The following is a 20173-nucleotide window of genomic DNA, read 5'->3' as shown; positions in this document are numbered from 1 at the left end:
GTCAGTCCCTCGGATCGTCCGGATCGAGGCCGTGCAGCGGGAAGATCGCGCGGCGGGTGTCACGGATGGCGATGTCGACCGGCTCGTCCGCTCCGTCTCCCCACGGGACGAACGTGGTCTCGCGGCCGTCGGACATGCCGGCCGGAAGCTCTGCCTGCGGCGCCGCCCTGGAGATCGACGCGACCCAGTTCGGCGGCAGCGCCGTCGCCGGGTCGACGTCGCGGCCGAGCACGGTCGCGAGGAGATGGGTCCAGGAGCGCGGCACCACCCGGATCAGCTGGTAACCACCGCCGCCCACGGCGAGCCAGCGGCCACCGGCGTGTGCTTCGGACAGCTCACGCAGCCGCCGGTAGATGGCGCGATGGCCGTCCACCGACAGCGAGAGATCCGCCAGCGGGTCTTCCTCGTGCGAGTCGACGCCGCACTGGGTGACGAGGATCTGCGGCCGGAACTGTTCCAGCAGCGACGGCACCACCGCCTCGAACGCCCGCAGCCAGCCGCCGTCGCGGGTGCCGGGCGGCAGCGGGAGGTTGACCGCGGTGCCCTCGGCCCCGCCCTTGCCGATCTCCGCCGAGTAGCCCGTTCCCGGCCACAACGTGAAGGGGTGCTGATGCAGGGAAACGGTCAGCACGCGCGGATCGTCGTAGAACGCCGTCTGCACGCCGTCGCCGTGATGGACGTCGGTGTCGACGTAGGCGACACGGTCGAAACCGTGGTCGAGCAGCCACGAGATCGCCACCGAGCAGTCGTTGTAGACGCAGAACCCCGACGCCTTGCCCGGCATCGCGTGGTGCAGCCCGCCGGCGATGTTCACCGCCCTGGTCGCCTCGCCCTCGGCGATCTTCCGCGCGGCCAGCAGCGTCGAGCCCACCACCAGCGCGGAAGCCTCGTGCATCCCGGTGAACACCGGGTTGTCCTCGGTGCCGAGCCCGTGCGCGAAGTCGGCGCCGGTCATCGGCGCCTGCCGCACGGCCTCGATGTACTCGCCGAGGTGCACGCGGCGCAGCTCGTCTTCCCCGGCCGGGCCGGGGACGAGCAGCTCGACGCCGTCGAGCACGCCGAGCTCGGTGGCGAGCCGGATGGTCAGTTCGAGCCGCACCGGATTGAACGGATGCTCGCCGCCGAGGTCGTAGCCCAGCAGCGAGGAGTCCCATACGACGGCCGGTGCTCGCATGGTCCGAACTCTAGTGCCCGGACGCGGCCCGTGCGTCGTTCCGGACGCCCGCGGGTCAGCCGGGCAGATCCCCGGTGGCCACCGGGCGCTCCGGATCGCGCGACCAGTGCGACCACGAACCCGCGTACAACGCCGCCGGCTCCGGATGGCCGGCGACCTCCAGCGCGAGCACGACGGACGAGGCGGTGACGCCCGATCCACAGTAGACACCGACCGGGGTCTCCGGGGTCACGCCGAGGCCTTCGAACCGCTCGGCCAGTTCCGAGGCGTCGCGCCAGCGCCCGTCCTCGCCGAGGTGCCCGGAGAAGGGCGCGTTGACCGCGCCGGGGATGTGCCCGGCGCGCGGGTCGATCGGCTCGGTCTCCCCCGCGTACCTGGGCCTGGCCCGCGCGTCGAAGAGCAAGCCGTCCCTGGCGAGCGTCGCCGCCTCGGCCGCGTCCAGCACCGGCATGCCGCCGGGCTTCACGACGATGTCCCCCTCCTCGGGTGAAGGCACCTCGTCGGTGACGGGGCGCTCCTCCTCGGCCCACGCCGCGAACCCGCCGTCCAGCACGGCGACCTCGGCGTGCCCGGCCCAGCGCAGCAGCCACCACGCCCTGGCCGCGACCGAACCGTCGGCGTCGTCGTAGACCACGACCGGGTGACCGGCGCGGACCCCGGCCGCCCGCAGATGCCGCTGCAGCGTCTCCGGCTCGGGGAGCGGATGACGGCCGCCGTCGCCCGGCTCCCCGGCGAGCGCCGTGTCGAGGTCGACGTACACCGCGCCCGGGAGATGCGCCTCACGGTAGGAATCGGCACCGGGCGGGCCGGTGAGCCGCCAGCGGACGTCGAGCACTACGGAGCGTGCCGATTCCGGCCCGGAGAGCCGCGCGGCGAGTTCGCTGGTGGTGATCATGGGGCGCATGGGCCCATCTTTCCGTGCCCCAGGGCTCCCTGCCCAGCTTGGGGGACTTTTCCCGCCTCGATGCTTGTTCTCCCCACGCCTGCGTCGCTGTCGGTGCCAGCGACTACGATGAGCAACGCGGACGAAGGGGACAGCGTGAACGATCTCATCGACACCACAGAGATGTACTTGCGTACCATCTACGAGCTCGAAGAAGAAGGTGTCGTCCCGCTGCGGGCCCGGATCGCGGAGCGGCTGCAGCAGAGCGGCCCGACCGTGAGCCAGACCGTCGCCAGGATGGAGCGCGACGGACTGGTCGTGGTCGCGGACGACAGGCATCTGCAGCTGACCGAGCACGGTCGCGAACTCGCCATCGCGGTCATGCGCAAGCACCGGCTGGCCGAGCGCCTCCTGGTCGACGTCATCGGCCTGGAATGGGAGCACGTCCACAACGAGGCCTGCCGCTGGGAACACGTGATGAGCGAGGCCGTCGAGCGCAAGCTGGTCAAGCTGCTCGACCACCCCACCACGTCGCCCTACGGCAACCCGATCCCGGGGCTCGACAAGCTCGGCGACGGCGAACCCGCTCCGCCCGCCGAAGCCGACCTCGTGCGGCTCGACGAGTTCGCCCGCATGGGTGGCGGCGAGGTCGAGATCCGCCGCATCGCCGAGCACGTGCAGCTGGACGAGACGCTGATGACGGAGCTCAAGTCGGTCGGCATCGTGCCCGGCAGCCGGGTCAAGGTCGGCAAGACGGCGCCCGGCGGCACCATCGAGGTCACCGGCGGGAGCAGCACCGCGCAGGTGCCCGTGTCGGCGCTGCACGCCGTGCTGGCGCAGGCCAGGTGAGCGCCGCGTCCGACGCCGCGGAGACCTTCCAGGCCCTCCACGGCCGGGCTCCGGCCGGGGTCTGGTCCGCACCGGGCCGGGTGAACCTGATCGGTGAGCACACCGACTACAACGACGGTTTCGTGCTGCCCTTCGCCCTCCCGCACCGGCTCGCCGCCGCGGCGACGCCGCGCGAGGACGGTGTGCTGACCGTGGCCACCCTCGGCTCGGACGGCAGGGTCCAGGAATCCGGCCCGCTCACGGTCGCAGGCCTGCGGCCCGGCTCGGTCGAGGGGTGGGCCGCGTACCCGGCGGGGGTCGCGTGGGTCCTGCGTGACCAGGGCCTCGGCGGCGGCGCGGACGTGGCCATCGCGGGAAACGTGCCCTCGGGGGCCGGCTTGTCCTCCTCCCACGCGCTCGAATGCGCCGTCGCGCTCGCCCTGCTGGGGCTGGCGGGTACCACTCCGGGCACCGGCGGGGGTTCGCCGAGCCTGCACGAAGTGGCCCGTTGGGTGCAGCGTTCGGAGAACGACTTCGTCGGGGCGCCGACCGGCCTGCTCGACCAGACCGCTTCCCTGTGCTGCACGGAATCGAACGTGCTGTTCCTCGACGTCCGCTCCGGCGAGCTGGAACAGGTGCCGTTCCCGCTGGAGGAATCCGGCGTCCGGATCCTGATCATGGACACCCGCACGAAGCATTCGCACGCCGAGGGCGGCTACGGCGAACGCCGCCGGGGCTGTGAACGCGCCGCGGAACTGCTCGAGGTGAAGGCGCTGAGGGACATCGACGTCGACGGGCTCGACGCCGCGCTCGGCAAGCTGCCCGAAGAACTCGTGCCCCTGGTACGCCACGTGGTGACGGAGAACCAGCGCGTCCTCGACACCGTGGACCTGCTGCGGGCGGGCCGCATCACCGAGATCGGTCCTCACCTCGACGGCTCGCATGCGAGCATGCGCGACGACTACCGGATCTCCACCCGTGAACTCGACCTCGCCGTCGATTCGGCCCGCGAAGCCGGGGCGCTCGGCGCGCGGATGACCGGCGGCGGCTTCGGTGGCTCGGCGATCGCGCTGGTCCGCGAGTCCGATGTGGACGCCGTCGGGCGAGCGGTGAAGGCCGCGTACGAAGCGGCGGATCTGCGCCACCCCAGGCTGTTCACCGCCGTGCCGTCGCGCGGCGCGGGCCGCGACGAGCTCTAGCGAGTGGGCTGCCCCGTGATGCCGAGGCGTGCCGCGAAGGCCGCTTCGGCGTGACTCGCGTGTCCAGGCCCGCAACACGCGTGCTTGGGGACGTAACTCGCGTGCTTGGGGACGTAACTCGCGTGCTTGAAGGCGTAACACGCTGAGGCCGGGCTCCGTGGACCGCACCCCGGGGCGCGGCCGGTGGCCGGGGGCGAGGACACTGAGCCGCGACCGCATCCGCAGCAGAAAGGCGCGAACGTGACCGACGAACCGACCAAGACCCTGAAGCTGATGGTGACGGGCGGAGCCGGTTATGTGGGCAGCGTCTGCGCGGCCCGCCTCGTCGAGGCCGGGCACGACGTCACCGTGGTCGACGACCTCTCCACCGGGCACGCCGACGCGGTGCACCCGGACGCCACCTTCGTCGAGGGCGACGCGGCCGAAGTCGCCCGGCGGATGCTCGGCGACGGCTTCGACGGTGTGCTCCACTTCGCCGCCAAGTCGCTGGTCGGCGAGTCGATGACGGATCCGGCGAAGTACTGGGAAGGCAACGTCCTGACCTCGCTCCGCCTGCTCGAAGCGATGCGCGACCACGGCACGAAGCGGCTGGTGTTCTCCTCCACCGCGGCCACCTACGGCGAGCCCGAGTCCTCCCCCATCCCGGAGACGGCGCCGACCCAGCCGACCAACACCTACGGCGCCACGAAGCTGGCCATCGACCACGCGATCACCTCGTTCTCGCGTGCCCACGGCATCGCCGCCGTCAGCCTGCGCTACTTCAACGTCGCCGGCGCCTACGGCTCCTTCGGCGAGCGGCACACCACCGAAACCCACCTGATCCCCCTCGTACTCCAGGTCGCCACCGGGGATCGCGAGCGGATCCAGATCTTCGGTGACGACTACCCGACCGCGGACGGCACCGCCATCCGCGACTACATCCACGTGGTCGACCTCGCCGACGCGCACCAGCTGGCCCTCCGCCACGCGGCCGAAGGCGAACACCGCATCTACAACCTCGGCAGCGGCACCGGTTTCTCGGTGCTCGAGGTGATCGAGGCGTGCCGCCGCACCACCGGCCACGAGATCCCCGCCGCGGTCGCTCCGCGCCGGGCGGGCGACCCGTCGGTGCTGGTGGCCTCCAGCGAGCGGGCCGGGGACGAACTCGGCTGGAAGCCCGAGCGCACCGACCTCGACGGCATCGTCGCCGACGCCTGGGCGTTCACCCGGTCCCGCCGGAACGCCTGAGGCCGATCTCGGGCGGTCCTCCGGCTCGCTGCCGCAGGACCGCTCCGGACAGCTCGGACGGCTCCACCATCGCGTGCAGGGCCGCGGTCAGCAGCCTCGCCAGCCCGTGATCGGGGTCGGCTTCGGTGGCCCTGACCAAGGCGATCCCGGCGGTCGCCAGGTCTCCCCGGACGTAGGCGGCGTGCGCCTTCAGGACGAGTGCCTCGGCCATTTCGGGCGCCGGGAGTTCCCTGGCCAAGGTGAGCCAGAGGTCCTCCGCGGCGCGGGCGAGCCGTGAGTCCGCCGGCGCGGCGGTGAGCACACAGGCGTCCCTGACCTCGACCAGGGAAAGCGCCCAGGCCAGCCGGACCGCCTGGTCGTCGGTGATCGCCAGGTCGCCGCCGTCCGCCCGGGTGAGCGCGGCGTTCACCTCGGCGACTCCCGCCTGGACGGGATCCCGGCCTCGCCACGGCGGGTCGGCCATCCTGGTGAGGAGATCGGCACGCCGGGCGAGCGTCTCCGGCGCGACGGGATCGAAGAGGCGCTCGAGCTCGTCCCGGCTCGCGTGGGTGATCTGCCCCGCACCGGTGACGACCGCGGCGGCCACCGAGTCGCGCGGGTCCGGCAGGAGTCCGCCACAGGTCTTTTCCCGGTAGCAGCCCCAGCGCACGCCGGCGGCGATCCGCGGCGCCCACACCGAATGCTTCGGCGAGATCTCGTACTCGGCCAGCACGGCTTCCAGGCGCCGGACGAACCGCCGGCGTGGTGGCCGCCCGGCCTTGTTCGCGGTGCCACCGCCGATCACCGCGACGGTGGCACCGGTGTGGCCGGTCACGGCGAGCCTGACCGCGAGTTCACGGGCCCCGTCGTGTTCCAGGCCGGGCGGCGGCAGGTCCGCTCGCATGACGAGGCCCTGCTGCATACGTCCCGGGCCGCGCAGGCCCAAGACGACGACGGAGTCCTCGGGGTGGAAGCCGAGGAGGTACGGGATCGCGGCGAGCAGGTCCGCCGGATCCGTCAGATCGACCTTGGTCCTGCCGGTCGGAGTGGATGTGGTCATGCCCCCACCCTGCGGCGGGAATGGGGCCGCCGGGTGAGGGCACGACAATCTGTGGACAGCCGGGACCGTTGTGGACAACCGCCGCGGGCCGGACGCGGGGACGCCGATCCTGTCGGTGGGGTGATCTACAGTGCCCGGCCCCGCGGGGTCAGCCGCAGTGTTCGAACGGGCTCTCGTAGGTATTCGACCCGACCGAGCCGCCCCACTTGACGCAGGTCGCGGCGGCCGTCTTCTTCACCGGTCCGGCGTAGTAGGTGAAGCTGCCGGAGTCGGTCACGCGAGCCGAACCCTGGACTTCGAGGAACGCCGAAACCGGCGAAGCGGTACCGAGCGAAACCGCCTTCAGCGTGGTGACGCAGTTGGCCTTGGTCGACGCGTTGTAGAGCAGGTACGCGGTGCCAGACCCGTTCGCGAGCGCCTGCGAGTCGACGACCGAGAACCCGCTGCCGCACACCTCGGTGGCCGAGTACGGGTTACCACCGCACGAGTTCTTGCTGGTGAAGTTGGTGTGGCCGTAGTACGGCACCGCGACCCCGTGCAGCACCGCCTTCTGCGCGACCCCGTTGAGCCGCTGTTCGAAGTGCAGGTGGGGACCGGTCACGCCGCCGGTCGCCCCGGCCGTGCCGATCTGCTTGCCGAGGCTGACGGCCTGGCCGACCGAGACCGACTGGGTCGACAAGTGCGCGTACCGGGTACGCCAGCCGCCGCCGTGGTCGATTTCGACCCAGCGCCCGTAGCTCGTGCTGCCCTCGTTGGCGACCCGGGTGACGGTGCCGCCCGCCGACGCCAGCACCGGCATCCCGGTGATACCCGACTTCTGGAAGTCGACCGAGTTGGCCGGGCTGTGCCCGCTGAACGTCGCCGCCGTGACCGTGACGCCGCATTTGAACGGGACCTGGAAGTTCGGGGCGGCCGACGCCTGCGTCGTACCGGCGAGGGTCAGGCCGAGCGCGGGGATGACGGCGGCCGCGGCGAGCACTGCGAAACGGCGCAACCTGGACATGGAGACCTCCATCAGGTGGGGAAGCCGGACGGCCCGAAGCAAAGCCGGAGGAAATACATTTTCCGTACAAGCCCGAGGTCGGGTCGGGGTTTTCCGGCAGCCGCGCGCCCGCATCGCGTGTCGCGAAAGCCACTTTCGAGACATCAGGTGTCCCGAAAGTGGCTTTCGCGACGCCTGCGAGGCCGTCGGCAACGCCCGTCGTCGGCCGTGCGTGTTCCGTGTCGTCCGGGGTTTGGTTACCCAGTGGATTCTGGCTGGGGTCGATGGCCGCGGCGTGACGTTGCGAAAGCCACTTTCACAACGCTGGAGGTTGCGAAAGTGGCTTTCGCGACACGCCTACGGCCGCGGCGTGACGTAGCGAAGGCCTCCTTCCCTACCTTCAAAGGAGGAAAGGAGGCCTTCACGGAAAGCCGGCCCGCTCAGCCGAAGGCGGCTCGCAGCGCGGGCTTGCCACCCGCCACCGGCAGCACCAGCGAACTGCGGTTCAGCTCGACCGAGACACCGGCGCCCGGCTTCGGCCGGAGCGTGTAGTCGTGGTCGCTGGACGCCACCAGGAACTCGATCTTGTGCCCGGCCGCGAGCAGGTAGTCCTTAGCGACCAGTTCCACCTCGACCTTGTAGTTCTCACCGGGGGTGATCGGGTCGGTGCGGGCGGGGTCGCGCCGGTTCTGCGGGTCGGTCCAGCCGCGGGTGATCACCTTCGCCGACCCGTCCGGGGCGCGGTCGAGGAGCACGGCGGTCACGTTCGCGGCCGGCTTGTCGAAGGACAGCGACAGGTCGGTCTTCACGGTTCCGGAAAGCCGCACGGGCTGCTTCGCCGCGGTGGTCGAGTACAGCAGCCGGTTGCCCGACGAGGCCGCGGCCGCCAGCTGTTCGATCGTCTTGCTCGCGTCGTCCGCCAGCGTCTCGACGGCGGCCTTGCCCGGAACGGGGTTGCGCGTGTCGAGCTTGCCCTTCGAAGAGCCGCCGGGCCACGGGTAGAGCTTCACGTCCTGGGTGCCGGGCAGCGGCCACTCCGGCTCGTCCACCCACGACTTGTCCTCACGCTGGATGGTGGCCTTCGGCTCGCGCTCGATGCCGTTGTCCACGTCGTAGAGGTAGTGCGACATCCACTTGTTCAGCGTGGCGAGCCAGACGTCGCGGCGGAGGCTGTACGGATCGGAGTGCCCGGCCTGGTGCAGCCAGATCTTGTGCTCGACGCCGCGCGCCTTGAGCATCTCGTACCAGCGGGTGCCCTGGTCGGTCTTGACGTTCCAGTCGCCGAGGCCGTGCACCACGAGCACCGAGGCCCGCACCTTGTTCACGTCGTTGCGGTAGTTCCGCGCGTCCCAGAAGGGGCTGTAGTCACCGGTCACCCGGTCCTGGTCGACCGCGATGCCGTCGATGAGCGGACGGCAGACGGCGCGATCCTCGCGCGTGTAGACGTAGTCCGCGAGCACGTCCGCGTCCTCGCCCTGGAACCCGCCCGCCGCGACGACGGCGCCGTCGTTGCGGTAGTAGTCGTACCAGCTGGAGATCGCCGCGATCGGGACGATCGTCTCCAGCCCCTCCACGCCCGTGCTGGCCACCGCGTTGGGCAGCGTCCCGTTGTAGGACACGCCCATCATGCCGGTCTTGCCGGTGCTCCAGTCCGCGACCGCGGCCTTGCCCGCCGCGTCCCGTGCCGTCGCGCGGCCGTTCAGCCAGTCCACAATGGACTTCGCGCCGATGGTCTCGTTGACGTCGCCGCTGCTCGGGCAGCCGGTGGACTGGCCGCTGCCGAGCGACTCCCCGTACACCACGGCGAAGCCGCGCGCGGTGAAGTAGTCCTGGTAGCGCCAGCTGATCGGCGCCGCGTTCGGGCCGACGGTCTTGGTCGCGATCCGCGGGCCCGCCGGGGGACGCTTCGCGCCGGGCACGTACAGCTCGACGTCGACGTTGTGGTTCGCGACGTCGTTGCCGCCCGCGTAGTAAGGGCTGGCCTGGTAGACGACCGGGACCTTCATGCCCTGCTGCGTCGCGCGAGGCCGCACGACCTCCGCGTGCACGAGGTCGTCCTTGCCGTCACGGTCGCTGTCGACCGGCGCGGTGACCCAGACGTTCTCCCGGATGACGTCCGCCGGGTCGAACACCGGCTGGGCTTGGCCGTCCTTGAAGACCGGCGACGGCGGCGCGTCGGCTTGAGCGGGCAACGCCGTCGCCGGAAGGACCAGGACGGCGGTGAACAGGGCAGCGAGCCTGGCGACTCTCACAGGACCCCCAATGGCGGGCGGGCAAGACCCAGCTGAGGTTTCCGGCCACCCGAACGGGTGTCAAGAGACTAACGTCGGAGGCATGCCGAGCACTCTCGAAGCACCGATCGTCGCCGTCACCGTCTACCCGCACCACGCCCGGATCACCAGGCGGGCTTCGGCTGCCCTCGACGGCGAAACGCGCTTCGCCTTCGCCGACCTGCCGTGGAACCTGGACACCGACTCGGTCCGAGTCACCGGTTCCGGACCGGCGGTCATCGCCGGGGTCGACGTCGCCGTCGAGCGCCATCCCGCGCCCGCGGACGCTTCCCTGCGCGCGCTGACCGAGCGGCGGCGCGCCGATCAGGCGGTGGTCGACGAGGTCGCGGACGCCGTCGCCGCGGAGACGGCGAAGGTCGATCTGCTGACCGGGCTGGCGGCACGCAGCGGCAAGAGTTTCGCGAAGGCGCTCGCGGCGGGCACGGCGGAACCGCCCCGGGTCGCCGAAGTCACCGACGCGCTCGGCACACAGCTGGCCGAGGCGCTCGGAAAGCGTCGCGAACTCGGCATCCGCCTCGCCCGGCTTCGTGACGACCTCAAGGCGCTCGACCGCGAGATCGAGGCGAAACAGGGAACGTCCGAAGTGGACAGCGCCACGGTCACGGTGGAGCTGGAGCCGCAGGAGAACGGCGCGGAGATCGGCCTCGAACTGTCCTATGTGGTCGCGAACGCGAGCTGGGAGCCGGGTTACGACGTGCGCGTCCGCGGCGAGGACGTCTCGCTGACCTGGTACGGGCGGATCACCCAGCACACCGGCGAGGACTGGCCGGAATGCGAACTGGCCCTCTCCACCGCGCGGCCGGCGAACACCGTGGAGGTGCCGGAACTCGATCCGTGGTTCCTCGACCGCGTGCCGGAGTACAAGCCGTTGATGGCACGGATGGCGTACGGCGGCGCGTCGCCCGCGGGCGGCGGGATCCCGGAGGCCGTGGGCATGCCGGCTCCCGGCGCGCCCGCGATGGCGGCGCGGACCGCGTCCGTCGAACAGGGCACCACCGCGGTCACCTACCGGCCGGGCCGCCCGGTGGCGGTCCCCTCGGGGGCGCAGGGTCACCGCACGACGCTCGCACAGCTGGAGCTGACCGCGAAACTGGGCTACGTCACCGCTCCGGTGGTGTCGCCGGAGGCGTTCCTGCGGGCGACCGTGGTCAACACTTCGGAGCACACGCTGCGGCCGGGGAAGGCGTCGGTGTTCCACGAGACGGAGTTCGTCGGCACCACCCGGCTGGACGTCTGGGCGCCGGGTGAGGAACTCGAACTCGCCCTCGGCGTGGACGACCGGATCCGGGTCGAGCGCGAGCTCACGCACCGCACGGCGAGCAAGGCGACGCTGTCCGGGGTCCGCAAGCGGGAAGCCGCCTACACCACGACGATCGTCAACCACAGCCCGCGCGAAGCGGTCGTGACCGTGCTGGATCAGGCGCCGGTCTCCCGGGACGACGCGATCACCGTCCGGGACGTACGCACCACGCCGGAGCCGGTGGAGCGGACCGAGCTGGGCGAGTTCACCTGGCGGCTGACGCTCGCTCCGGGCGCGAAGAGTGTCGTGACGCTCGGGTACCGGGTGGACGTCGCGAAGGGCGTCGAGCTGTCGGGGTGGCGGGAGTAACCCAGACGCCTCGTGAGTGGTAAGGACGGTTAGAACCGTCCTTACCACTCACGAGCCGATCAGCCCTGCGAGATGTACGCCTCCAGCTGTTCCTGGCTCTTCTCCAGTTGCTCCATCCGGGTCTTCACGACGTCGCCGATGCTCACGATCCCCGCGAGCCTGCCGTCCACCACGACCGGGACGTGCCGGATGCGGCGTTCGGTCATCAGGACCGAAAGCTGATCGACCGAGTCCTCGGGGGTGCAGCTCGCGACCATCTTCGTCATGATCGCGGACACCGATCCGTCGAGCAGCTGGGGTCCGCGCTCGTTGAGCCGTCGCACCACGTCCCGTTCGGAGACGATCCCGACGATCGCGCCGTCGGCGTCGACGACCACCAGCGCGCCGACGTTGTGTTCCGCCAGTCTTTCGAGCAGTTCGGTGACGTTCGTCTCCGGCGAGACGGTCGCGACGGCCGCCCCCTTGGTCCGCAACAGATCGGAAATCCGCATACGCGCTCCTCCCGGATGGGTGACCTGAGTCACTCCAGGTTATGGCTTCACCGCCCTGCGCGAAAGTCCGGAGAGTCCGGTTCGAGACCGAGCCTGGCCGCGAGCGCGTCGTACGCCTGGATGATCCCGGTGCCGTACGGGTCGTCGCCGAGCGCGCCGAGGGTGCCCCGCCCGAGCTCCCACTGGGCCTTCGCGGACTCGTGATCACCGAGTTTGCGGTAGTCCTCGGCGAGGTTGAGGTGCAGCGACGGGTAGAAGCCGCGCACGGCCAGCGTCGCGTGGTACTCCTTGGCGCGTTCGTCGGTGAGCGAATCGGCCGCCGCGAGGGCGCGCAGATCCCAGGCGAGTTCGTCGGCCGGGTCGTCGCAGACGTCGGCCATGTAGTGCGCGAGCGCGCATCGGTGCAGCGGGTCGCCGTCCTCGCCGATCCGTTCCCACAGCGCCGCGAACTTCTCGCGCGCTCCGGCGCGGTCACCGGAGATGTGCAGCTGGAGGCCGGTGTTGATCTCGGCCATCACCTCGTCGGTCATTTGACGTCCGAGGCCGGGGCCGCCCACGTGTTGCACGCTGACGTCGTCTTCCCGGAGTACCCGGCCTTCGCCCATTTCAGCTGGTTACGACGGCTGCCGTGGGTGTCGCTGTCGTCGGCGCGGCCGTAGTCGTCGAGGGCGGCGTCGGCGAGCGCCCTGCTGATCGACCCGCGCCCCGCGGCGGCGGCGAGGGCGAGCGCGCCGAAGCAGTTCGCCTGCAGTTCTATGCGGCGCACCAGTTCCTTGTCGGCCGGGCTGTCCTCGTTCGGCGACGACATCTTCTCCGCGGCGGCCGACAGGATCCCGCTGGACCGCTGGACGTGGTGCCCGTACTCGTGGGCCATCGTGGCGAGGTGACGGGACCGTTCGAGGCCGGCGTCGCCCAGCATCCACTGGGTCGGCGCGTAGATCGTGGTGTCGCCACCGCAGTAGTAGGCGACGGCCTCGTTCTCGCCCGGCGCCTTCCCGCAGGCGCTGGTCTCGGGCAGCGTCACCTGCACTGTCACCGTCAGCGCGGGCTCGTTCGCCTGGTCCAGTGCGGGTTTCCAGGCTTCGGCGAGACATGCCACGAACGTCTTGTAGTACGTCTCCAGTTTCGCGGGCTCGCGGCTGATCGCGGGCAGCCGGCAGGTGACCGCGCCCAGCGCGACCCCGTCCGCCAGCAGCGGGTTCGTCTCCAGTTCCCGCACCTCCTTGGGCGCGGGCTTCGCGTTCCCGGCCGGCGCCTTGGCCCCTTCCGAGGTGTACGCGCCGGGCACCGGGAGGGCCTGGCCGACGACCGTCCGCGGTCCACCCGCCATCGCCATCCCGGTGCCGGTCAGCGCGGCGACGATGAGCAGACCGACCACGGCGGCCCCAGGGTTCCGGCGAGATGGCGAAGGCGCGAACGGTCTGGGTACCTCGTCGGTGCCGTCCATGCTGTCCCCCAAACGTGCGAGTCCACAGCATACGGAATGCCACACCTGGTGGCGCCGGGATACGGCACCCGGCGAGACTGTGGGTATGAGCGACGAGGACCCGTACCTGTGGCTGGAAGACGTGACCGGCGAGAAGGCGCTGGACTGGGTGCGAGCCCGCAACGCGGAGGCGCTGGCGGAACTGGCGGGTGGCGAGCGGTTCGCCGGGATCCGTGACGAGGTCCGCGAGGTCCTCGACGCCGACGACCGCATCCCGTACATCCGGCGCCGCGGCGAATACCTGTACAACTTCTGGCAGGACTCGGCCAACCCCCGCGGTCTGTGGCGCCGCACCACCCTGGAGCAGTACCGGCTCGACACGCCGGAGTGGGAGCTCCTCCTCGATGTCGACGCGCTGGCCGAGGCCGAGGGCGAGAACTGGGTGTGGCAGGGCGCGGCCGTCCTCCGCCCGGGTTACGACCGCGCGCTGGTCGAACTGTCACGGGGCGGCGCCGACGCGACCGTCGTCCGCGAGTTCGACCTCGGCGAGCGCCGGTTCGTCGAAGACGGCTTCTTCGTACCCGAGGCCAAGACCAGGATCGGCTGGATCGACCGCGACCGCGTCTACGTCGGCACCGATTTCGGTCCGGGGACGCTGACCGATTCGGGCTATCCGAGGCTGGCGAAGGAATGGCGGCGCGGCACCCCGCTCGAAGAGGCGACGGTGGTCTTCGAGGGCAAGACGGACGACGTCTCCGTGTCCGCCCACCACGACCCGACCGAAGGCTGGGAGCGTGACTTCGTCTACCGGTCGATCGACTTCTACCGGACGGAAAGGTATGTCCGGACGGCCTCCGGGCTAGACCGCATCGAGGTCCCCGAAGACGCGCAGACGTCCTCGCACCGCGAATGGCTGCTGATCCGGCTTCGCTCGGACTGGACCGTCGAAGGCACGACGTACCCCTCCGGCGCTCTGCTCGCCTGCGGGTTCGACGCGTTCATGGCGGGCGAGCGCACTTTCACGACCCTGTTCACACCGGACGCGCACACGTCCCTGGAGTACTGGGTGTGGACGCACAACCACCTGCTGCTCTCGACCCTGTCCGACGTCCGGACCGAGCTGCGTGTGCTCACGCCGTCCGAGGGCTGGGCCTCCCAGCCGCTCGCCGGCGCCCCGGAACTGGGCACCGCGCAGATCACCGGCACCGACCCCGACGTCAGCGACGAGTACCTGCTCGATTCCAGCGGCTACACCCAGCCGTCGACGCTGAGCTACGGGCACGTCGGGGGCGACGTCGAGGTCCTCAAGCGCGCTCCCGCCTTCTTCGACAGCGAAGGAATGACGGTCTCGCAGTACTTCGCGACGTCCGAAGACGGCACGAAGATCCCGTACTTCGTCGTCCGCCCCTCCGGTGCCGAAGGCGGGCCGACGCTGCTGACCGGCTACGGCGGCTTCGAGGTCTCGCTGACTCCCGGCTACAGCGGCGTCATCGGCCGCGGCTGGCTCTCGCGCGGCGGCACGTACGTCGTCGCGAACATCCGCGGCGGCGGCGAGTACGGGCCGGACTGGCACACCTCGGTGACGAAAGCCAAGCGGTACAAGGTGTACGAGGACTTCTCGGCCGTCGCCGCCGACCTCGTCGAGCGCGGCATCAGCGAGCCCGCGCGCCTCGGCATCCAGGGCGGCAGCAACGGCGGGCTGCTGATGGGTGTCATGCTGACGCGTTATCCGCACCTGTTCGGCGCGATCGTGAGCCAGGTGCCGCTGCTGGACATGAAGCGGTACCACAAGCTCCTCGCCGGCGCGTCGTGGATGGCCGAGTACGGCGACCCCGACGACCCGGCGGAATGGGACTTCATCGGGAAGTACTCGCCGTACCAGAACGTCCGCGGTGACGGCGAATACCCGCCGGTCCTGTTCGTCACGTCCACGCGGGACGACCGCGTGCATCCCGCGCATGCCCGCAAGATGGTCGCGCGGATGCTGGAGCAGGGACACGACGTGCGGTACCACGAGAACATCGAGGGCGGCCACGGCGCGGCGGCCGACAACGAGCAGCTGGCGCACAAATGGGCGCTGATGCTCGAATTCCTGTGGGAGAAGCTCGCCTGACCCACCGGGAAGGGGACTTTCCGGCGGGAAAGTCCCCTTCCCGGGGTCACTCCGCGACCTTCGCCAGCACGACCCCGCCGACGATCAGCGCCATCGCGGCGAACCGGCCGAAGCTGAGCGGATCCTTGTGGATCACGATGCCGAACACGATCGCGCCCACCGCGCCGATACCGGTGAAGACGGCGTACGCGGTACCGACCGGGAGCGAGTCCATCGCCTTCGAAAGCAGGTAGACCGCGGCGACGCCGAGCACGAAGCACAGTACGGTCGGCCAGAATCGGGTGAAGTTCTCCGTCGGCTTGATGCTCTGCGACCAGGCGACCTCGACGGCTCCCGCCAGCAGCAGGATTCCCCAGCCCATCAGACTTCCCTTCCGGCCTTTTCGGCACCGAGGAGCGCCTGCTCCCGCGACGCGATCCGCTCGGGATCCCGCGGGCTCAGCCCCGGGTCGACCAGGGCGTTCGCCAGTTCGGAGTTCAGGAACGTGACGTCCCGGACGTCGTAGTGCCCGGCGAAGAAGTCGCGCAGGTAGCGCTCGTGGTGGTCGAACGGCTCGCGCGGCGTGCCGGGCAGGTAGGTACCGCCGCGCGCTCCCGCGACCACGAAAGCCTTGCCCGCCAAGGACATCTTCGGGAACGTGACCTGATCGATCCACAGCTTGAGCGTCGCGGGGATCGAGAAGTTGTACATCGGCGCGCCGATCAGCACGACGTCGGCGGCGAGCAGTTCGGCCAGCAGCGGCTCGATGACCGCCCAGGCCTCGCGCTGCTCCGGCGTCTTCACCACCGAGGCGTAGCCGGCCGGATCGGTGATCCCGGCCTGGAGGAGGGCGTCGCAGATCTCGGTCCAGGCCTGGCCGATCGGTGGCACCGGGTCGGCGGCCACGTCGCGGTAGGTGTAGCCGGCGCCCGGGTTCGCGGCACGCCAGACCTCGGCGAACCGAGCACTCAGCTCGCGGGAGAACGACGCGCTGCGGGCACTGGAGTCGAGGTGGAGAAGGTGGCTCATCGGGGCCTCCCGGACCAGGAAGTGGACACGGCGTCCACTTGCTTCGCCGGGTACAAGTGGACGCCGTGTCCGGATATTCCCTAGGCTGCGGACATGCCAGAAGATCTCCTCGCGGCCGGCCAGGGACGGGAACGCTCGGACGCCGCCCGCAACCGAGCGAAGATCCTGAAGGCCGCCGAAGAGCTCTTCGCGGCGCGCCCGGCCGCGGACGTCACCATGGAGGACATCGCCAAAGCCGCCGGGGTCGGCCGGGCGACGCTGTACCGCCGCTACCCGGACCGCTCGGCGATCGCCGTCGCCCTGCTGGACGAGCACGAGCGGGAACTACAGGAGCGGCTGCTGACCGGCCCTCCCCCAGTGGGACCCGGCGCGCCGCCCGCCGAACGGCTGGCCGCGTTCTACGCGGCGATGATCGGACTGCTCGCCCGGCACGCGCATCTCGTCCTCGGCACCGAGGTCGGGCATTCGCGCTTCACCAGCGGGCCGTACCGGCTGTGGCGCACCCATGTCCGCCATCTCGCCGAGCAGGCGGAAGCGAAGGATCCGGACGCGCTCGCCGACATCCTGCTGGCGCCGCTCGCCGCGGACGTCTTTCTCCACCAAACAGGCGAACTCGGCCTGAGCGCCGAACGGATCATCGACACCCTGGCCGAGCTCGCCCGGCGAACGCTCTCCTGATCAGCCGGCGAGACCGTCGACAACCAGCTTCATCACGGCCTGCCAGTGCTCACGCTGCGCGGCGCGCTCCTCCGGGCCGGTGAGCCGTTCCTGATGGAAGACCACGACCGTCTTGCCCGGCCCGGCCGGACGGAGCCCCACCTGGACCGTGCTCTCGTGGTCCCAGTCCTTCGGACGCCAGGTGAGGCGGATCTTCTCCTGCTCGCGGTAGCCGCGAACCTCGCCGACGGTGCCGTCGGCCGTCTCGTACGGCGCGCCCTTCTCCGGCTCCAGCCGCACGTCACCCAGCCAGGCCGCCAGGCCAGGACCCGAGAGGTACTCCCACACCTGCTCCAGCGGATACGCCACCGTCTTGGACACGCCGATCTCCCAGCCCGCGTCCTTCGTCTTGCCGATCATCACGCCTCCGCCGTAACCTTCTTACCTGGTTTCTGAAACCGACTATAGTGGTTACATGACTCCGGGAACAAGACTGCTCGTCAACGCCCAGGGTGAGCGGTACCGGTTCGATCCGGGCAGCCTCAGCCTCGAACTGATGCTGACCGGCGGCCCCGGCCCGTACGAGCGCTACGAAATCGCGCATACGCCGTCCGACCTCGCCGAGTGGTTCACCGGCTCCCGGCTGGCGCTGACCGCTCCCCTGACCGACGTCCGGATCCGGCCCGCCGAACTCGCGGCGCTCAAGGAACTCCGGGGCGCCCTCTACCGCATCGCACCCGCCCTCGCCCGCGGCGAAACGCCGTCGGAGGACGACCTCGCCCTGCTGAACAGCGGGACCGCGGAGACCCCGAGGCCGCTCGTCGACCCGGGGACACGGCGGCTCGCCTGGGCGCCGCCCGTCACCGGGAAACAGCTCCTCGGCGCCGTCGCCCGCGACGCCATCGGCCTCGTCGCGGGCGAGCGGTCGGGCCGTGTCCGCGAATGTTCCGCCGACGACTGCCACCTGCTGTTCTTCGACACCTCCCGCTCGGGCAACCGCCGCTGGTGCTCGATGGAGCGCTGCGGCAACCGCGCCAAGATCCGGGCGTACCGCGCGCGGACCGAGACCGCCTGATCGCTACGATTCCCGGCGATGCAAGGTGAGGCGAAACTGGAACAGCGCGTCGTGGAGACAGCGGAAAAGCTGCTGTCCAAACGGAAATCGGTGACCGCGCTCGACGTCCTGAACGGCATCGGCTGGCTGCCGGAGAGCATGCTCAAAAGCTGGCAGCAGGGCCGGATCCCCGACCTGTCCACCGCCTTGCCGGTGAGCGCGGAGAAACTGGAGTTCGCTCTCGGCGCGCTTCACCGATGGACGCGGGAAAAGGCCCTCGAAAGCTCGGAGATCGAACATGTCGGCGCGACCCGCGACCGGGCGGCCCTCCGGGTGACTTCGGGCGAACTGGCCGGTCTCGAACCGCTGTTCCGGACGCAGTGGCTCCTGCCGGGACTGTCCGAAGCCAAACGTGCGCAAGTGCTCGCCCGGCAACAAAAAGCACCGGACCTCGTCGTCTCCGTGGCATTGAAGGACTGGACGTGCGCCGACTGCGGCGGCACCGGCGACCTGCTGTTCATGGAGAACGAAAAGCCGCACTGCCTCGACTGCGCCGACCTCGGTCACCTGGTCTTCCTGCCCGCCGGCGACACCGCCCTGACCCGCCGGGCGAAGAAGGCGAGCCGCCTCTCCGCCGTGGTCGTCCGCTTCAACCGGTCACGGAAGCGCAGTGAGCGGCAAGGACTCCTGGTCGAGGAAGCGGCGCTGCGCGACGCCGAGGAACAATGCCTCGCCGACGAGGACGTCCGGGAACGGCGCCGCGGCCGGGATCGCGAACGCCGCGCCCACGAGGACGTCGAGTTCACCGCCCGGTTCCACGCCGCGATCACGGAGATGTTCCCCGGCTGTCCACCGGAGCGGGCACGCGCGATCGCCGAACATGCCGGCCAGCGAGGCAGTGGCCGGGTGGGCCGGTCGACCGCCGGGCGGGAACTGGCCGAGCGAGCGGTGTTCCTCGCCGTCGTCGCCTCGATCCGGCATCTGGACACCGAGTACGACGACCTCCTCATGGCGGGTGTGGAGCGGCAGTCCGCCCGCGACCGCATCCGCCCCGCCATCGACACGGTGCTCGACCGCTGGCGTTCCTGACCGCTGTCACAGTCCGGGCGCGGGCCTCGTCCAGGGAGCATGTTCACCGCATACCTCATCGTGGCCATCGCGACGATCGCCATCAACGCCGGGATCGCCGCCGCCGATTTCGCGCGTGTCCCGTTCGTCCTCAAGAACTCCGCCGAGGTCAACGTCCCGCAATCGTGGATCCCGCCGCTGGCCTCATTGAAGGCCGCCGGCGCGGCCGGGCTGCTGCTCGGCCTGCTCGGGGTGCCGTACATCGGGACCGCGGCGGCCGCCGGGCTCGTACTGTTCTACCTCGGTGCCGTCATCACTCACGTGCGGGCGCGCGTCCTCTACAACATCGCCTTCCCCGGCGGATTCCTCGCGCTGGCGGTGGCGACCTTCGTGCTCGATCTCGCTCAGGCCAGGTAGGGACCGAAGTGCTCGGCGACGACGTCCGCGACCGCCTCGGCGTCTCGTGAGCCGTCGATCTCCAGCACCCGGATGCCGAGATCCTTCGCGGTACGGACGGCGTCGTCGGCGACGAGCCGGTCCCGCTCGATCCTGTTGCGCTGCGCGCGTTCGGGGTCGCTGACCCGGTGCGCCACCGAGCCGGCCCGGGGCAGCACGCGGAGCTGGTGCTCACGGAAATCGCCGGTGGGGACCAGCACGATCATCCGCCGTGGTGAATCCAGGAGAGGCGCGACCAATTCCGGGCGCAGCCCCCAGCCTTCGGCGAGGATCGGGCGCCCGGAGACCAGCGCGCGCAGGTCGTCCAGCGCCCATTCGAACCGCAGCGGGAAACCGGCGATCGTTTCGGCGGCCATCCGTTCGGGAGTGGTGTCCACCCAGACGGTCTCCGGGTCGGGATCCGCGGCGGGCAGTCCATTACGGACGCGGTGAGCGATGCGGCGATCTTGGTGAGCGCGGGCATCGTGGAAGTCGTAGTGGTAGACGGTGATGCCGTGACGGCGCGCCAGCAACCTGGACACGGTGGACTTTCCCGCCCACTGGCCGCCGCAGATCCAGAGCGCCTGCCTGAGCGTGCCGAACGGGTCGGGGATGGTCACGCAATCGCCTCCAGTGTCAGGAAAGGGTCGTTCAGGACACATATCGTCCTGAACGACCCTTTCCTGACA

21 protein-coding genes are annotated in these 20173 nt (G+C 70.5%); 9 read left to right on the top strand and 12 right to left on the bottom strand.

Annotated elements, in window-relative coordinates:
* Position 1: 1 nt before the first annotated feature.
* Positions 2–1174, bottom strand: coding sequence for an acetoin utilization protein AcuC (locus ACZ1DY_RS14455; protein ID WP_257488018.1), 1173 nt, complete (start codon positions 1172–1174; stop codon positions 2–4).
* A 55-nt stretch (positions 1175–1229) separates the two neighbouring features.
* The gene (locus ACZ1DY_RS14450) at positions 1230–2078 is read right to left on the bottom strand and encodes a sulfurtransferase (protein ID WP_465484666.1); all 849 of its coding nucleotides are present in this window, start codon (positions 2076–2078) and stop codon (positions 1230–1232) included.
* Between the two features lie 108 nt (positions 2079–2186).
* Here ACZ1DY_RS14450 and ACZ1DY_RS14445 point away from each other — a divergent pair, with 108 nt between their 5' ends.
* The 3 genes from ACZ1DY_RS14445 (at position 2187) to galE (ending at position 5311) form a co-directional block, all read left to right on the top strand.
* On the top strand, positions 2187–2906 hold the full coding sequence (locus tag ACZ1DY_RS14445; protein WP_126734895.1) for a metal-dependent transcriptional regulator: 720 nt from the start codon (positions 2187–2189) through the stop codon (positions 2904–2906).
* Positions 2903–4084: a galactokinase gene (gene galK / locus ACZ1DY_RS14440; RefSeq protein ID WP_465484665.1), complete on the top strand. Its 1182-nt coding sequence runs from the start codon at positions 2903–2905 to the stop codon at positions 4082–4084. The genes ACZ1DY_RS14445 and galK overlap by 4 nt, the downstream gene beginning before the upstream one ends.
* Before the next feature lie 273 nt (positions 4085–4357).
* A complete protein-coding gene (gene galE / locus ACZ1DY_RS14435) occupies positions 4358–5311 on the top strand; it encodes a UDP-glucose 4-epimerase GalE (protein ID WP_371878894.1) in 954 nt (317 codons plus the stop codon).
* Here the strand turns inward: galE and ACZ1DY_RS14430 are convergent.
* From ACZ1DY_RS14430 to ACZ1DY_RS14420, 3 genes are all read right to left on the bottom strand, one after another.
* Positions 5286–6350, bottom strand: coding sequence for a DUF4192 domain-containing protein (locus ACZ1DY_RS14430; protein WP_465484664.1), 1065 nt, complete (start codon positions 6348–6350; stop codon positions 5286–5288). The two genes, galE and ACZ1DY_RS14430, sit on opposite strands and share 26 nt — an antisense overlap.
* A 148-nt stretch (positions 6351–6498) precedes the next feature.
* Positions 6499–7353: a M23 family metallopeptidase gene (locus tag ACZ1DY_RS14425; RefSeq protein ID WP_126734898.1), complete on the bottom strand. Its 855-nt coding sequence runs from the start codon at positions 7351–7353 to the stop codon at positions 6499–6501.
* 419 nt (positions 7354–7772) lie between these two features.
* Positions 7773–9584 carry a Xaa-Pro dipeptidyl-peptidase gene (locus ACZ1DY_RS14420; RefSeq protein ID WP_465484663.1) on the bottom strand — a complete coding sequence of 604 codons (1812 nt, stop codon included), beginning with the start codon at positions 9582–9584 and terminating at the stop codon, positions 7773–7775.
* Positions 9585–9666: 82 nt separating this feature from the next.
* Here ACZ1DY_RS14420 and ACZ1DY_RS14415 point away from each other — a divergent pair, with 82 nt between their 5' ends.
* Positions 9667–11232, top strand: a complete 1566-nt coding sequence (locus tag ACZ1DY_RS14415) for a DUF4139 domain-containing protein (RefSeq protein WP_465484662.1) — start codon at positions 9667–9669, stop codon at positions 11230–11232.
* 59 nt (positions 11233–11291) lie between these two features.
* On the opposite strand, the gene ACZ1DY_RS14410 is transcribed toward ACZ1DY_RS14415, so the two are convergent.
* From ACZ1DY_RS14410 to ACZ1DY_RS14400, 3 genes are read right to left on the bottom strand one after another with little or no spacing between them, the layout of a single operon-like run.
* A complete protein-coding gene (locus ACZ1DY_RS14410; protein ID WP_126734901.1) occupies positions 11292–11723 on the bottom strand; it encodes a CBS domain-containing protein in 432 nt (143 codons plus the stop codon).
* Between the two features lie 47 nt (positions 11724–11770).
* Complete coding sequence (locus ACZ1DY_RS14405) at positions 11771–12253, bottom strand: hypothetical protein (protein ID WP_465484661.1); 483 nt, start codon at positions 12251–12253, stop codon at positions 11771–11773.
* Positions 12250–13170 (bottom strand): neutral zinc metallopeptidase, encoded by a 921-nt coding sequence (locus ACZ1DY_RS14400; protein ID WP_257488026.1) that lies wholly within the window; start codon positions 13168–13170, stop codon positions 12250–12252. The genes ACZ1DY_RS14405 and ACZ1DY_RS14400 overlap by 4 nt, the downstream gene beginning before the upstream one ends.
* An 85-nt stretch (positions 13171–13255) precedes the next feature.
* On the opposite strand from ACZ1DY_RS14400, the gene ACZ1DY_RS14395 reads away from it, so the two are divergent.
* Complete coding sequence (locus ACZ1DY_RS14395) at positions 13256–15262, top strand: prolyl oligopeptidase family serine peptidase (RefSeq protein ID WP_465484660.1); 2007 nt, start codon at positions 13256–13258, stop codon at positions 15260–15262.
* Between the two features lie 46 nt (positions 15263–15308).
* On the opposite strand, the gene ACZ1DY_RS14390 is transcribed toward ACZ1DY_RS14395, so the two are convergent.
* Positions 15309–15623: a DMT family transporter gene (locus ACZ1DY_RS14390; RefSeq protein ID WP_126734905.1), complete on the bottom strand. Its 315-nt coding sequence runs from the start codon at positions 15621–15623 to the stop codon at positions 15309–15311.
* Positions 15623–16270 (bottom strand): FMN-dependent NADH-azoreductase, encoded by a 648-nt coding sequence (locus tag ACZ1DY_RS14385; RefSeq protein ID WP_465484659.1) that lies wholly within the window; start codon positions 16268–16270, stop codon positions 15623–15625. The genes ACZ1DY_RS14390 and ACZ1DY_RS14385 overlap by 1 nt, the downstream gene beginning before the upstream one ends.
* Positions 16271–16363: 93 nt before the next feature.
* Between ACZ1DY_RS14385 and ACZ1DY_RS14380 the strand changes: the two genes are divergently transcribed.
* Positions 16364–16948 (top strand): TetR/AcrR family transcriptional regulator, encoded by a 585-nt coding sequence (locus ACZ1DY_RS14380; RefSeq protein ID WP_465484658.1) that lies wholly within the window; start codon positions 16364–16366, stop codon positions 16946–16948.
* On the opposite strand, the gene ACZ1DY_RS14375 is transcribed toward ACZ1DY_RS14380, so the two are convergent.
* A complete protein-coding gene (locus ACZ1DY_RS14375) occupies positions 16949–17347 on the bottom strand; it encodes an SRPBCC family protein (RefSeq protein ID WP_257488030.1) in 399 nt (132 codons plus the stop codon). It lies immediately after the preceding gene.
* A gap of 55 nt (positions 17348–17402) precedes the next feature.
* Between ACZ1DY_RS14375 and ACZ1DY_RS14370 the strand changes: the two genes are divergently transcribed.
* The 3 genes from ACZ1DY_RS14370 to ACZ1DY_RS14360 are packed head-to-tail and all read left to right on the top strand — an operon-like array spanning position 17403 to position 19466.
* A complete protein-coding gene (locus tag ACZ1DY_RS14370; protein WP_465484657.1) occupies positions 17403–18002 on the top strand; it encodes a CGNR zinc finger domain-containing protein in 600 nt (199 codons plus the stop codon).
* Positions 18003–18020: 18 nt separating this feature from the next.
* Entirely contained in the window at positions 18021–19070 is a 1050-nt protein-coding gene (locus ACZ1DY_RS14365; protein ID WP_465484656.1) for a DUF2293 domain-containing protein, read from the top strand.
* 39 nt (positions 19071–19109) lie between these two features.
* Positions 19110–19466, top strand: a complete 357-nt coding sequence (locus ACZ1DY_RS14360; RefSeq protein WP_257488033.1) for a DoxX family protein — start codon at positions 19110–19112, stop codon at positions 19464–19466.
* On the opposite strand, the gene ACZ1DY_RS14355 is transcribed toward ACZ1DY_RS14360, so the two are convergent.
* Positions 19454–20104, bottom strand: coding sequence for a hypothetical protein (locus ACZ1DY_RS14355; protein WP_257488034.1), 651 nt, complete (start codon positions 20102–20104; stop codon positions 19454–19456). The genes ACZ1DY_RS14360 and ACZ1DY_RS14355 overlap by 13 nt on opposite strands.
* Positions 20105–20173: the final 69 nt, after the last annotated feature.

Source organism: Amycolatopsis sp. PSD-21 (genome assembly GCF_055561455.1).
This window is presented reverse-complemented; position numbering and strand designations above follow the sequence as displayed.